The 13511-nt window shown below is 70.2% G+C and carries 11 protein-coding genes; 8 read left to right on the top strand and 3 right to left on the bottom strand.

The window, feature by feature from the left end; translation table 11 throughout:
• The first annotated feature begins 42 nt into the window (after positions 1-42).
• On the top strand, positions 43-1770 hold the full coding sequence (locus tag ACN9MP_RS13035) for a SulP family inorganic anion transporter (protein WP_426320798.1): 1728 nt from the start codon (positions 43-45) through the stop codon (positions 1768-1770).
• Between the two features lie 46 nt (positions 1771-1816).
• Here ACN9MP_RS13035 and ACN9MP_RS13030 read toward each other — a convergent pair whose 3' ends face one another.
• Together ACN9MP_RS13030 and ACN9MP_RS13025 are read right to left on the bottom strand one after the other, a co-directional pair.
• Positions 1817-2563: an alpha/beta hydrolase gene (locus tag ACN9MP_RS13030; protein ID WP_426320796.1), complete on the bottom strand. Its 747-nt coding sequence runs from the start codon at positions 2561-2563 to the stop codon at positions 1817-1819.
• A gap of 30 nt (positions 2564-2593) precedes the next feature.
• A complete protein-coding gene (locus ACN9MP_RS13025; protein ID WP_426326019.1) occupies positions 2594-3808 on the bottom strand; it encodes an MFS transporter in 1215 nt (404 codons plus the stop codon).
• Positions 3809-4051: 243 nt separating this feature from the next.
• Here ACN9MP_RS13025 and ACN9MP_RS13020 point away from each other — a divergent pair, with 243 nt between their 5' ends.
• From ACN9MP_RS13020 to ACN9MP_RS13005, 4 genes are all read left to right on the top strand, one after another.
• Positions 4052-4216 carry a hypothetical protein gene (locus ACN9MP_RS13020; RefSeq protein ID WP_426320794.1) on the top strand — a complete coding sequence of 55 codons (165 nt, stop codon included), beginning with the start codon at positions 4052-4054 and terminating at the stop codon, positions 4214-4216.
• A 136-nt stretch (positions 4217-4352) separates the two neighbouring features.
• A complete protein-coding gene (locus ACN9MP_RS13015) occupies positions 4353-5402 on the top strand; it encodes an iron ABC transporter substrate-binding protein (protein ID WP_426320792.1) in 1050 nt (349 codons plus the stop codon).
• 68 nt (positions 5403-5470) lie between these two features.
• Positions 5471-6955 (top strand): ABC transporter permease, encoded by a 1485-nt coding sequence (locus tag ACN9MP_RS13010; RefSeq protein WP_426320790.1) that lies wholly within the window; start codon positions 5471-5473, stop codon positions 6953-6955.
• The gene (locus tag ACN9MP_RS13005; protein ID WP_426320788.1) at positions 6952-8082 is read left to right on the top strand and encodes an ABC transporter ATP-binding protein; all 1131 of its coding nucleotides are present in this window, start codon (positions 6952-6954) and stop codon (positions 8080-8082) included. The genes ACN9MP_RS13010 and ACN9MP_RS13005 overlap by 4 nt, the downstream gene beginning before the upstream one ends.
• Here the strand turns inward: ACN9MP_RS13005 and ACN9MP_RS13000 are convergent.
• Positions 8048-10696, bottom strand: a complete 2649-nt coding sequence (locus ACN9MP_RS13000) for an AMP-binding protein (protein WP_426320786.1) — start codon at positions 10694-10696, stop codon at positions 8048-8050. The genes ACN9MP_RS13005 and ACN9MP_RS13000 overlap by 35 nt on opposite strands.
• A gap of 514 nt (positions 10697-11210) precedes the next feature.
• Between ACN9MP_RS13000 and ACN9MP_RS12995 the strand changes: the two genes are divergently transcribed.
• From ACN9MP_RS12995 to ACN9MP_RS12985, 3 genes are all read left to right on the top strand, one after another.
• Complete coding sequence (locus ACN9MP_RS12995; RefSeq protein ID WP_426320785.1) at positions 11211-11408, top strand: hypothetical protein; 198 nt, start codon at positions 11211-11213, stop codon at positions 11406-11408.
• Positions 11409-11549: 141 nt separating this feature from the next.
• Positions 11550-12491: a hypothetical protein gene (locus tag ACN9MP_RS12990; RefSeq protein ID WP_426320783.1), complete on the top strand. Its 942-nt coding sequence runs from the start codon at positions 11550-11552 to the stop codon at positions 12489-12491.
• Positions 12492-12623: 132 nt separating this feature from the next.
• Positions 12624-13469 carry an MEDS domain-containing protein gene (locus tag ACN9MP_RS12985; protein ID WP_426320781.1) on the top strand — a complete coding sequence of 282 codons (846 nt, stop codon included), beginning with the start codon at positions 12624-12626 and terminating at the stop codon, positions 13467-13469.
• Positions 13470-13511 lie beyond the last annotated feature (42 nt).

Genomic DNA, 13511 nt, shown 5'->3' with positions numbered 1-13511 from the left:
GTGCGTCGCGATACCTCGCAACGCCGAAAGGCAGGGCTGACAATGGCCGCTCTCTCCAAAATCGTGCCGTCATGGATCCGCGACTACCGACGATCGTGGTTCCCGACGGACCTCATCGCCGGCGTCACGCTGGCAGCGATCGCCATCCCGGAGGTGATGGGCTACACCTCGATCGCGCAGACGCCGGTCATCACCGGTCTGTACACCATCATCTTCCCGACGCTACTGTTCGCGCTCCTGGGGTCGTCACGGCTGCTCGTGGTCGGCGCAGACTCCGCGACCGCCGCCATCCTGGCGGCGGGCCTCGCCGGCATCGGCATCGCCGGCCTGTCGCCCAACACGGCCGAGTGGGTCGCCTGGACGAGCCTGGTCGCCCTCGTCTGCGGTGGTCTCCTGGTGCTAGCGCGACTGCTGAGGCTCGGATTCCTCGGGGACTTCCTCAGCGCCACTGTGCTCATCGGATTCCTGACCGGCGTGGGCATCCAGGTGCTCACCGGGCAGATTCCCGACATGCTCGGCATTCCCAAGGGCAAAGGCAACTGGTTCGAACAGCAGTGGTACACGATCACCCACGTCCTCGAGGCGAACATCTGGACGGTGCTGTTCGCGGCGGGAACGCTGGCCATCATCGCCGGCTGCAAGCTGATCAGCCGCAAGATCCCGGGTGCCGTGATCGCCGTCGTGCTCTCGATCATCGTCAGCAACGTGGTGGCAGCGCCCACCCGGCTCGGCGTCGCTGTGATCGGCCCGGTGCAGGGCGGCCTCCCGCCGGTCGGGCTCCCGGCGGGAATCAGCCTCGGCGACATACCGGCGGTCATCGGCGTCGCTCTGTCGTGCTTCTTCCTGATCATCGCGCAGAGCGCCGCGACATCGCGCAGCTTCGCGATGAAGCACGGCCAGCACGTCGACATCAACAGGGACATCGTCGGACTGGCCGGCGCCAACTTCGCCGCGGGCCTGACCGGCACCTTCGTCGTGAACGGCAGCCCCACCAAGACGGAGATCCTCGACGAGCAGCGCGGGCGCAGTCAGATGGCCAACATCACCATGTCGGTCGTCGTACTGATCGTCGTGCTGTTCCTCACCCCGTACCTCACGAACATGCCGGTCGCAGTGCTGGGCGCCATCGTCTTCCTCATCGGACTGGGGCTGGTCGACTTCAAGGGTCTCGCCCGCATCCGCGCCGCCCGCGTCAGTGAGTTCCTCATCGCCTGCGCCACGGCGATCGTGGTCTTCGGCTGGGGCGTGGAGCAGGGCATCATCCTCGCCATCGTCCTGTCGATCCTCGAACTGGTCCGCCGCGCCTACTCGCCCCGGGACTTCCTCGTCGGTGTCGACAAGGCCGGGTCGCCGACCTACATCCCCGCCGCCCCGGGAACCGAGAGTCTGCCCGGACTCATCGTCTTCCGATTCGATGCGCGGCTCTTCTACGCCAACGCGAGTCTGTTCGTCGGCGACATCCAGAAGCTCATCGCCGAGGCACCCTCACCGGTCCGCTGGCTCGTGCTGGACTGCTCCTCGATCGGCGACATCGACTACTCCGCAAGCCTCGACCTCGCTGATCTGATCAAGGCGCTGCACGAGGACCGACGTGTCTTCGCGCTGGCCGCGGTCGACCCCGAGCTCATGGGCGATCTGCGCGCGTATCGCACGCTCCGGTCGTTCGACAACGCCCACATCTATCCGACCGTCGAAGACGCTGTGGCGGCCTTCCGGGCGACCGCCCCGTCCGCTGCGACCGCCCCGTCCGAGCACGGCGGCGCCGCATGATCCACCCGAACCGGGCCGCCCGACAGTGGGACGCACGCGCCATTTCTCAGCGCGCTCTCCTGAGGTGCCGCGCGAAGAACCGGGCCGCGTCCTCCCCGGCGTAGGACGGGACCCCCGTGTGCCCGCCCATATTGGCCTGCAGCGTCTTCTCTGAGGACCCGAATGCGTCGAACAGGTCCAGGGCCATCTGCCGGTCGTTCCCCTCGTCATCCCACTGCAGAAGCACGTGCAGCGGGATGGTGATCTGCCGGGCCTCCTCCCGGATCGACGCCGGCACGAAGCTGCCCGCGAAGAGGCCTGCGGCGACGAGGCGCGGCTCGACAGCCGCGAGCCGGACGCCGATGGCGATCACACCGCCCGAGTAGCCGACCGGCCCGGCGATCTCCGGCAGGCCGAGCAGGGCGTCCAAGGTCGTCCGCCACTCCGGCACCGCCGCCGCGACAAGCGGGAGGATCAGCCGGTCGATGATGTCGGGTGAGACCGGCTCGCCGGAATCCAGTGCCCGGCGCAGGTCGGCGCGCGCTTGGTCGACCTCCTCCAGACGCGGCCGGCCGCCGGCTCCCGGGAGCTCGATGGTCGCACTTGCGAAGCCCTGAACTGCCGCGTGCGCGGCTCGCGCCCTCAGGCGTGGCGACATGCCCCGCAATCCACCGGGATGGCCCAGCAGGATGAGCGGGACGGGTGAGGTGGGGGAAGCGGATGCCGGAGTCCAGAGCATGCCCGGAATCCCGGTGAGCGCGAACTCGCGCTCGGTGACACCGTCGTCGAGCGGCTGCTCGGCGATGAATTCCATGTGATGCCTTCCGGAGTGCGCGGCCGCACCCTACGCGTCGCCCGGGGCGGTGACCTCGCGAGCCGTGTCGGCCGGGGCTCGCTGCGCCCGGCTCAGCAGGATGAAGGGGACGGCCACCGCAGAGATGACACCGCTCCAGACCATGGACGCGCCGTAGCCGCCGACATCCGCTGCCCGCCCGAGCGCGGGCTGGAAGACGACGCCGCCCGCCGACCCCATGAGCGAGTCGAACGAGAGCACGGTCGCGCGCTGCTGGGACGGGATCATGTCGTTGAGGTAGGCGCGATGCACGGGGTCGTCGATCGATGAGGCGATGCCCCAGAGCGCGACCAGCGCGACGGCGAACCAGAAGTCGCGCACCAGTCCGAGGCCGATGAGGACGGCAGCGCTCAAGACCGTGGCCAGCATGATGGCCGATGTGCGCCGGCGGAAGAGCCGACGCACCCGGGGTGCGAGCGTGCCGCCCACGATCGCCGCGCCCGACACCAGCGCCGCCGCGAGCCCCGCGACCGTGTACGCCTCCTCATCGCCCCACAGCTCCAGCAGATACGGCTGCAACGCGTAGAACACGTAGATGCCGACGCCCGCGGTGAAGGGACTCGTGAGCATGAGCCAGCGCACGGGCGGATCGCCGAGCCCGTAGCGAACAGAGGCCCGGAAGACGGTTCGCGTCGCGCGCAGCGGGCTCTCACTGCGATCGGGGGTGAAGCCGAGATCGCGCATGAGCAGGGCGGCGACCACCAGCATGAGGAGCAGGATGGCTCCCCGGATCACGAACGGCACGCCGAGGTTGGTCGCCTGCGCGACGATGCCGCCGAGCACCGAACCCGAGAGCATCGCTGCGCCGCCGACGATCTGCGCGCGGCCGAACACCGCTTCGAGGCTGCCCTGGTAGCCGGTCGCCTTCAGCGCGTCGACGAGCCAGGCATCGACGGCGCCGGAGAAGAACGTGAAGCCCAGCCCGAGCAGCACCGACACGACAGCCCAGGCCCAGAAGGGCGACTTCCACACCCACAGCAACCAGTACAGGATGGTCGTCGCCGCCAGCGTCACGGTGCCGAGCAGGTAGGACGCCCGGCGCCCCACCGTGTCGGCGACGACACCCGTCGGGATCTCGAAGATGAGCATGCCGGCGGTGAAGAAGGCGTTCGCCGAGAAGGCCTCGAGGTTCGACAGGCCCGCGTCGAGCAGGAAGAGCGTGTTCACACCCCAGATGAACGATGCGGCAAGCGTGTTGCCCAGCATCAGCGTGTAGTACGTGCCCTGCACCCGCCGCGGCGTGGGGAGCTCGCGATCGTTCGGCCTTGGGATCTCGGCACCGCCTCCGTCGAGGAATCATGATGACACCGCGACCGTATGCCCGTGGCGCGAAGTCGTCCAGAGGATGCGTGCAGATCGGGTGCGGCTCCTCCCTCCCGATGTCAACCCCGTGCGAGGCGGCCATGAGCCCGCGCATCGTGGAGTCGACTCGAGCGAAGGAGATGGGCGATGCACGCGACGAATACGGATGCTGCGGACGGCGGCCGGCAGAACGACGACACGAGTGACCCGACCGGTGCGGAGAGCGGCGCGGAGTCGCCCGAAGAGGGGGAGGCCGCGGAGGCGGCGGCCGAGGACGCGGTCGAGGGGAACCCGCCCGGGACGACGGCGTAGGGCTCGCACGCCCGGGGGAGCATCCCACTCCCTCCGGTGACGCCGCGTGGCTCACCGACAGCGGACCGCGCGGTGCGAAACACGACGCGCCGGTGCTTTAGGCTAGCCTTACCTGTCTGTTTCTGAGGGGTTCGCCATGCCTTCACGCCTGTCCATTCCTGCGCGTCTGCGGCGCTGGCTCGTCGTTCCCGCGGTTCTCGCCGGCCTCGCTCTGGCGGGGTGCTCGGGCGGCGGGGGAAGCGCGGATGCCGCCGACCCCGGTGCGCTCGTGGTGTACAACGCGCAGCATGAACAGCTGACCCAGGAATGGGTCGACGCGTTCACGGCGGAGACGGGCATCGAGGTCGTGCTCCGCAACGGTGACGACAGCGAACTGGCCAACCAGCTCGTGCAGGAGGGCGCGGCATCCAAGGCAGACGTGTTCCTCACCGAGAACTCGCCCGCGATGTCGCTCGTCGAAGAGGCCGACCTCTTCGCGCCCGTCGACGATGCGACTCTGGCGCTCGTGCCCGAGGAGTACCGCCCCTCGTCCGGCCTGTGGACCGGCATCGCCGCACGGTCCACCGTGCTCGTGTACAACCCCGACCTCATCTCGGAGGACGAGCTGCCGGCTTCGCTGATGGACCTGTCGGACCCGGAGTGGAAGGACCGCTGGGGGGCGGCACCCGCGAAGGCCGACTTCCAGGCGATCGTGTCGGCGGTGCTCGCCACCCAGGGCGACGACGCCACGCGCGACTGGCTGGACGGGATGGCCGAGAACTCGGTCCAGTACCGCAACAACATCGTCACGATGAAGGCGGTCAACGCCGGTGAAGTGCCGGTCGGCATCATCTACCACTACTACTGGTTCCGCGATCAGGATGCGGCAGCCGAAGACAGCGCGAACACGAAGCTGCACTACTTCGGCAACCAGGACCCGGGCGCGTTCGTGAGCATCTCCGGCGGCGGCGTGCTGAAGAATGCGCCGCACCCCGACGAGGCGCAGCAGTTCCTCGCGTTCATCGCCGGTGAGCAGGGGCAGAAGATCCTGGGCGAGGGGTACAGCTTCGAGTACCCGGTGGCGTCCGATGTCGCCGCAAAGCCCGAGCTGCCCCCGCTGACAGAGCTGGACGCACCCGTGATCGACCCCTCGACGCTCAACGGCCCCGCGGTCATCGAGCTCATGACGGAAGCCGGCCTGCTCTGACACAGCTCCAGACGCGCACACCGGCGCGCGGCACGAACGAGAAACGGCCGCCCGCGGGGCTCGTCGTCGTGGTCGCCGTGCTCGCGCTGGGCGCGCTGGTTCCCATCGGCTACGTCGTCCAGGCGGCGTTCGCGATGGGCTGGGACCAGCTGTCGGCCCTCGTGTTCCGGCCCAAGGTCGCCGAGCTGCTGGTCAACACGGTGCTGCTCGTCGTGATCGGGGTGCCGGCGACCGTGGTGCTCGGGGTGGGGTGTGCGTGGCTGGTCGAGCGCACGACGATCCCGGGGCGTGCCCTGTTCAAGGTGGCGCTCGCCGCGCCCCTGGCGATTCCCGCTTTCGTCGCGAGCTACGGCTGGGCCAGCGCGATCCCGTCGATCCATGGGCTGTGGGCGGCGGTGCTCGTCGCGACGCTGGCGTACTTCCCGCTGGTCTACCTGCCGGCCCTGGCAGCGATCAGGGGCCTCGACCCGGCGCTGGAGGAGTCGGCCCGCTCGCTCGGGATGGGCTCCTGGGCGGTGTTCTTCCGTGTGGTCGCGCCTCAGCTCCGGCTGGCCGTGCTGGGTGGCGGGCTCGTCGTCGCGCTGCACCTGCTCGCCGAATACGGTGCCTTCGCCTTCCTGCGCTTCGACACCTTCACCACGGCGATCGTCGTCGCGTACGAGAGCATGTTCGCCGGTCCCAACGCGGCGGCGCTGGGCATCGTGCTCGCGCTCCTGTGCGTGATCCTCCTCGGCGTCGAGTCGGTCGCCCGAGGCCGCGCCCGGTACGCACGTGTCGGCGGCGGGTCGCCGCATCCGCCTGCCGACCTCCGCCTCGGCGGCCTTGCCGGGCCGGCGCTCGCCGCCATGATCCTTCTGCTCACCGCCGCGCTCGTGGTGCCGCTGACGAGCGTCGTGCGCTGGCTGCTGAGAGCGGATGCTGCGGCCTACGGCGATGTCGCGATCGCCGCGGTGCAGACACTCGGCCTCGCCCTCGCGGCGGCCGTCTGCACGATCGCGGTCGCGCTGCCGTTCGCGTGGCTGGCGATCCGCTATCCGGGGCGCTTGTCGCGTCTGCTGGAGGGCGCCGCCTACCTGGCCAGCAGCCTTCCCGCGATCATCGTGGCGCTCGCGCTCGTGGCGGTCACCCTCGCGTTCGCCCCGGGCCTTTACCAGACCGCGTTCACCGTGGTCGCCGCGTATGTCGTGATCTTCCTGCCCCGCGCGCTGGTGCCTCTGCGCGCAGGCCTGTCGCAGGTGCCGGTATCGCTCGAGGAGGCGGCCCGAGCGCTCGCCGTGCCTCCGTCCGGCGCCAGGCTGCGTGTGACGCTTCCTCTGCTGCTGCCCGCCATCGGCGCGGGTGGTGCGCTGGTCGCGCTGGGGGCGGCGAACGAGCTGACCGCCACCCTCCTGCTGGCCCCCACGGGCACCAGCACCGTCGCGACGAGCTTCTGGTCGGCAGCATCCGCCCTCGACTATCCGACGGCGGCCCCCTATGCCGTGCTGCTGGTGCTGATGTCGGTGCCGGCGGTCGCCCTCATGTTCACTCACGCGACAGGGAGGACCCTGCGATGACCCTGCGACTGGAGGGGGTCTCGAAGTCGTTCGGCGGCACCGAGGTGCTCGGCGATGTCTCGCTCGAGGTGCCGCGCGGCACCCGTCTGGCCCTCGTGGGCGCGTCGGGCAGCGGAAAGACGACGCTCCTGAGGCTCGTCGCCGGCTTCGTCGATCCGGACGGCGGCGTCATCAGTCTCGGCGGCCGGGAGCTCGCCGGGCATGGGCGATCCGTCCCCACCCACCGGCGCGGGATCGGCTATGTCGCGCAGGACGGCGCCCTGTTCCCGCACCTGTCGGTGGCGCGCAACATCGCGTTCGGGCTCGGGCGCGGCCCCGGCAGGGCGCGGCGCGTTCGAGAGCTTCTCGAGCTGGCGTCGCTGCACCCGGACCTCGCCGACAGGATGCCGCATGAACTGTCGGGCGGTCAGCAGCAGCGCGTGGCGCTGGTGCGGGCGCTCGCCCAGCAGCCGAGCGTGATCCTCCTCGACGAGCCGTTCAGCGCCCTCGACACCGGGCTGCGGTCGGCCACCCGCGATGCGGTCGTCGACGTGCTCGAGCGCAGCGGGGTGACCGCGGTGCTCGTCACCCACGATCAGCACGAGGCGCTGTCGTTCGGCCATCAGGTGGGGGTTCTCGCCGGCGGCAGGCTGGTGCAGTCGGGAGACCCCATGGCGGTCTACGACGCTCCGATCGACGCGAGCGTGGCCCTGTTCCTCGGTGATGCCCTGGTGATCCCGGCCCGCTCGGGCGCGGGGGGCGTGGACTGCGGATTCGGCCGCCTGTCCGTCCGTCATGATCTCTCGGGCGGAGCCGTGCGCGTGCGCGCGATGGTTCGCCCCGCACAGCTGCGGGTGGCGGCGGCGACGCATGGCGCGGCATCCACCCTCGCTCCGGTCGCCAACGGTACCGTCGTCGCGGTGCGGCCCGCCGGGTCGACGGCCGACCTGCGGCTGAGCGTCGGTTCGGGCGACTTCCACACCGAGTTCATGTATCGCGTGCCGCAGCACCGCGCGGCGGCCTTCGCGCCGGGCACGGCGGTGCGGGTGATCGTCGAGGGCGGCGTGGTGCTCTACGCCGCGGCGGGAGAACCGGGCGCGACCGGCGCAATCGTCATGCCCGGCGCGGCGGCGAACTCCTCGGGCTGATGCGGGGCGCGGCGGAGCGTCGCAGCCACCCGCCCAGGCCCGCGAAGCGAGCGCTCGCGCTGCGGTACACGTGGTACGCGAGCACGCCGACGACGAACGACAGCAGTGTGCCGAGCCACGGAGCGCTCTGCTCGAACGGCGGGTAGACCTGCCAGTGCGTGAGGTACACGAAGAGGGATGCCGCCGCCACCGTGACGACGAGCGGCACGGCGATCCGGGGGAGGGGCACCGCCCGGATCCAGACGAGCACGAGGATCCCTCCCGCCACGAGCGCCTCCCGCCACGGCTCCCCGAAGAATCCGGCACTCGCCACGACGGCGACCACGGAGACGAGGATGCGACGCAGGGCGGTGTCGGCGCGGGCGACGAGCCACCCGAGCGCGACCAGCCACAGCACGACAGGGGCCGCGTAACGCTCGACGTGCTCGGCCGTCGGTCCCGCGATCGCGAAGCGCGCGGCGAGCGCGACGACGAGCACGCCGAGGGCGAATCCGAACGGCGCCCTGCGTTCGAGCCGGTCGATACGACGTACGGCGAAGAGCGCGGCTGCCCCCGCGAACGACCAAAGCATCGCCTCGAGGAACCAGAACTGCCATTGCTCGTTCCACCGCCCGTTGCCGGGCACGAAATTGTTGACGAGCGCGGCGGTCGTCGGCGCGTACTGCCTCGTGATCAGCGCGACCGCGCCGATCCAGAGCACCGCGGGCACGGCCAGCTGGAGTGCCGTGCGTCCGAGCCGTCGCAATCGCGCCGTGTCCGGGATCGGCGCCAGCTGGAACCGCGCGAGGTTGTAGCCGGCGACGGCGAGCAGCAGATGCGCTCCGCCTTTCACGGCGATCAGATCCGCGTGCGTGGCCACGATCAGGAAGATCGCCGCGGCCCGCAGCACCACGGGCGTCTCGAGACGCGCCGGCGTCAGCCATCGCCGCCAGGACCACGCGGAGACGGATGCCGCGGCCGGGGTGGACGACGACCGCGAGGGCTTTGAGGGGGCACCGTGGGGCGCGAGTTCGCGGGGCGTGCGGGTCGGCCAATCCCGCGGCAGGGTGCCGACGAGTTCTTCCAGGCGCAGCGCGACTTCGATGTAGCTGAGCGAGTCGCCGCCCAGACCCGCGAACGAGTCGTCCAGCCCCGCATCCGGCTCACCGAGCAGGGCCCGGTACAGGTCGCGGATCGTCTCGGGCGTCACGGTCGCCGGCGGGTTCGCGGACCGCTCGACGGCTGCGTCGTGCAGCTCGGCGAGACGGAGGAGCGCGGCGTAGTCCCGCTTGCCGTTCGACGTGCGCGGGAACTCCGCGACGACGTGCGTGCCGATGACGTGCGCGGGAATGCCGACGAGCGCGGCCGCCGTCTCCTTCGCGCGCGCGGCGAGCCGATCCGAGGTCGCGAACAGCAGCAGACGTTCGTCCGCAGACGCCGCGCGCGCCTCGATCCCCTCGTCGGCCAGCAGCTGCTCGACGCGATCGAGGTCGAGCCGCAGTCCGAACACCTTCACGAAGCGATTCATGCGGCCGACGATCTCGTAGAGTCCGTCGGTGCGCCGGCGTGCGACATCCCCCGTCCGCAGCTCGGTGACGACGGATCCGAGCGTGAAGTCGGCGGGCGTGTGAGCGTAGCCCATCATCACGTTCGGGCCCTGGTACACGAGCTCGCCGGACTCCGCGCCATCCGGTGCGTCGATGCGGAATGCACCGCCGGGGATCGCGCGGCCGATCGCGCCCGCGTGGGTGGCGGCGAGCCCGGGGGGCAGGTAGGCCATGCGTGCCGTCGCCTCGGTCTGCCCGTACATCACGAACAGCTCGAATCCGCTCTCGCGGCCGAGATGCGCGAATCGTCGCACCGCTCCCGGAGCCATGCGCCCGCCGGCCTGGGTCAGGTAGCGCAGCGACGGCAGCCCCGCGCCCGTGAACCCCCGCGCCTCGAGCAGCTCGTACGTGTACGGTACGCCGGCGAACGACGTCACGCGGTGCTCGCGTGCCTCGCGCCAGAACGCCTCGTCGGCGACGGAATGCTCCGTCAGCATCAGGCCGGCGCCGGCCAGCAGGTGGCTGTTGACGACCGAGAGGCCGTAGCAGTACTGCAGGGGCAGCGTCGTCGCTGCGACGTCGGCAGGCGTCAGTTCGAGGTACTCGGCGATCGCGGCCGCATTGCTGCGCACGTTCTCGACAGACAGGCGCACGAGCTTCGGCGAGCCCGTCGATCCGGACGTGCTCGCGAGCACCGCGAGATCGGGATGGAACTCGTGCCGGCTTCCCGGGCGGCACTCCTCGAGCACCCAGTCGGCCGAGGCACCGTGGGCGATGACGTCGGGATCGAACCGCTCGATGAGCGATGCGCGATGCCGGCGGGCCGCCTCGTCGGCGCCATCGGCGACGAGAAGCACCGGGTGACCGCCTTCGAGCGCGGCCAGGTACGTCACGATCGGTTCGACTGCGTTGCCGGCGGCGATCATCACGAGGCGGCGTACGTCACCGAGCTTGTCACGGCGCCCGGCGACCCGTTGCCGCAATCCGGCGTAGGTGATGCTCTGACCGCCGACGATGAGTGCCGTTGCGTCCGGCTCGCCCGCAAGCAGAGACAGGCCGAGGGCGGGCGCGGTCGAGGTCAGGATCATCAGGGGTTTGGCTTTCTTCGGTACAGACCACACCAGGGGTGAAGGTCGCCAAGGTATGCCTAGCCTAACTTGATGTGGCGTCGCGCTGTGCCATGTGACGGAGCACCGCTCGCCGCTGGACGGTGCGCGTCGAGAGTCCCGAGGCTGCGGCATCCACCGCTCATGCAGACTCCAGGGCCTCCTGCGGATCGTCGCCGGGCGGGCGCGAGGGGATGTCGGTCGGTTTCAGGGAGCGGAGACGCTCCTTCGCACGCGACCGCCGCGGGGTCCGCGGCGTCGATGGCTCGGGATGCCGAGGCTGAGCTCCGATCTCCGCAGGCCGTTTGCTGCGACCTACGCGCGGCTCATCCGGCGTCTGGTCGTTCGGCTCGTCGGATGCGCTGCTCATCTCTCGACGCTAGGGCGCTTACATGTGCGTCCTCTCAGGAACCGGGCGTGCGGTTGCCGACGTCGCCGGTCGCCGATGACCGTCCTGTCTGCCGGCCGGCATCCATCGTCGGCGTACGCTCGACACATGCAGCCGTCGAACGTGTTCAACGCCCGATTCGACGAGGTGGCAACAGGTGGGGAGCGCCGCGTCACCGTCGGAGTCCAGATCCTCGACCGGGAGTCCGACGGATCCATCCCCGTCGCCGCATGGTTTCGCGGAGAGGAATACCGCCTCGACGTGGAGGATCAGGACGGCGTCGCCATCTACGTGAGGCGCTTCTAGCCGGCTGCGCCGAGGTGAACGCACCCGGATCCCGTCTCCGTGCAGATCTCGACGTGAGCCTGGGTGTACGTTTCGCAAGTGATGTCCATCCGAGTGGGTATCGTGGCTGATCCGGCCGCCCCGACGGAAGTGGCGCGGCGAATGACCGACCTCGTCGCTCCGGACGGCGAAGATCAGATCGCGTGGCACGTCGAGCTGTTGAGCGAGCCGTTCACCCTCGGTTCAGAGGACGTCGATGTCGCGCTGGCGCGACTGCAGGCTCATGCCGCCGTTCACGAGTGGGATCTCGTCGTCGGGGTGACCGAGCTCCCGCTGCGCGATGATGACGGCCGTTACCTGCTGGCCGCTCTCCATCCGCAGCGGCACGCGGCTGTGCTCTCACTGCCTGCTCTCGGCGGGTTCCGTGTTCGCCCGCGCGCGCGTCGCGCCGTGAGCGCGCTCGTCAGCGGCATGGCCGCCCCCGCCTCGCCCGACGAGCAGCGCGTGCCGATGCCCGGCCTCATCGCTCGGTGGCGGGTGCTCCTCGGCATGGTGCTCGCCAACCGGCCGTGGCTCCTCGCGACCGGGCTCAAGTCCGCGCTCGTGGCGGCACTGGCAACCGGCGCGGTGGCGACGGTCGACTCGACGGTCTGGCAACTTGCCGCCTCCCTCTCAGGGTGGCGACTGGGAGTCGCGACCATCGCCTCCATCGCGATCGTCGTCGCCTGGATCGTCATCGACGGCGAATTGTGGGACCGTCCCGACGACAGTTCGGCGCAGGCTCGCGAGAGGTCCCGCCTCTACAACACCTCGACGCTGCTGACGCTGGCGATCGGGGTCGTCATCGGTTACGTGACACTGTTCGTCGTGAACCTGGCCTGGGCGCTGTTCGTCCTCGACCCCGCCCTGATGGGCGAGTCGGTCGGAACCCCGCTCGGCTACGGCGATCTGTTCGTGCTCACGTGGTTCGTGGCGTCGGCGGCGACGATCGGCGGTGCGCTCGGCACGGGACTGGAGTCGGACGAGGCGATCCGCGCTGCGGCGTACTCGAAGCGGGAGGAGGAGCGCCGCGCCCGGCTGGCGAGCGAGCGGGACGAGACCTAGCGGTGCCTGGGCGCGTCGTCGGCGCCTGCATCTGCGGGACGTACTCCTCCACCCCGCATAAGGCAACCCCCGTGACCAGTGTGGTGCACCGCCAGTAGGGTGAGCGCATGGCGCGACTCGGGGCAGTGCCCGATGAGTGATCTGCTCATGGGGATCCCGGGGATCGGCGAGGTCTACCCCGGGGTGCACGTCTGCGCCCTCTTCTCGGGACCCATCGAGCGGGACCGCCTGCTGGTGCGGTTCCTGCAAGAGGGACTCCGTCACGGCGACCACTGCGTCTGCTTCATCGACGAGATCGAACCCGCCGGTATGCGGCAACGGGCGTACGGAGGAGCGGGTGCCGCGGACGCCCGCCGGCCGGGGCGAGTTGACGTGCACTCCGCGCCCGACGCCTATCTTCACTCCGGAGGCCTGTCGCCCCAGCAGCGAATCTTGAACCTCGTCCCGCACCCGGTTTCATCCGCGGACGACAGACGTCCGCTGCTGCGCGCGGCGGGCCAGACGCCCACTCACGCCTCGGGGGAGACGGGGGCGACGGAGATCTTCGTCTATGAATCGGCCGTGATCCGGATCCTGGCCGCGCTGCCCACCATCTTCCTGTGCCTCTACGACGTACGGCGTTTCGGGATGGGGGTGATCGCGGACGTGCTGAGGGTCCACTCCAGGACCGTGCTCGATGGAATGGTGCTCTACAACCCGCAAGGCGTCGCCCCGATCGCCCCGGCAGGTCGAGCGCACGACCCGGATCCCTGGCGGTCGCTCACCGGCACCGAGGTTCGAGTCGCCGGGCTCATCGGCACGGGGTTGACGAACCGAGCGACGGCGGAGGAGCTGATCGTGTCGCCCCACACCGTCGACGCGCACCTCAAGCACATCTACCTGAAGCTCGGCATCCACTCCCGAGCGGAGCTCGCCGTCCTCTCATTCCGCCACGGCCCGCCGGACGCGCACGGGCCGCCGGGGGAGACTGGTCGCTGAGAGCCCGACGCTCCGCAAGCTCCCCCGTTCACGGGATGCCCC

The organism is Microbacterium sp. E-13 (genome assembly GCF_049912955.1).
Lineage (GTDB): Bacteria > Actinomycetota > Actinomycetes > Actinomycetales > Microbacteriaceae > Microbacterium.
Note: the sequence above shows the minus strand (reverse complement) of the source record. Positions and strands in the feature narration are given on the sequence as shown.

Coding starts and splice junctions, on each gene's coding strand:
- ACN9MP_RS13035 (WP_426320798.1), top strand. CDS start 43: ATGGCCGCTCTCTCCAAAATCGTGCCGTCATGGATCCGCGACTACCGA.
- ACN9MP_RS13030 (WP_426320796.1), bottom strand. CDS start 2,563: ATGGAATTCATCGCCGAGCAGCCGCTCGACGACGGTGTCACCGAGCGC.
- ACN9MP_RS13025 (WP_426326019.1), bottom strand. CDS start 3,808: ATGCTGGGCAACACGCTTGCCGCATCGTTCATCTGGGGTGTGAACACG.
- ACN9MP_RS13020 (WP_426320794.1), top strand. CDS start 4,052: ATGCACGCGACGAATACGGATGCTGCGGACGGCGGCCGGCAGAACGAC.
- ACN9MP_RS13015 (WP_426320792.1), top strand. CDS start 4,353: ATGCCTTCACGCCTGTCCATTCCTGCGCGTCTGCGGCGCTGGCTCGTC.
- ACN9MP_RS13005 (WP_426320788.1), top strand. CDS start 6,952: ATGACCCTGCGACTGGAGGGGGTCTCGAAGTCGTTCGGCGGCACCGAG.
- ACN9MP_RS13000 (WP_426320786.1), bottom strand. CDS start 10,696: ATGATCCTGACCTCGACCGCGCCCGCCCTCGGCCTGTCTCTGCTTGCG.
- ACN9MP_RS12995 (WP_426320785.1), top strand. CDS start 11,211: ATGCAGCCGTCGAACGTGTTCAACGCCCGATTCGACGAGGTGGCAACA.
- ACN9MP_RS12990 (WP_426320783.1), top strand. CDS start 11,550: ATGACCGACCTCGTCGCTCCGGACGGCGAAGATCAGATCGCGTGGCAC.
- ACN9MP_RS12985 (WP_426320781.1), top strand. CDS start 12,624: ATGAGTGATCTGCTCATGGGGATCCCGGGGATCGGCGAGGTCTACCCC.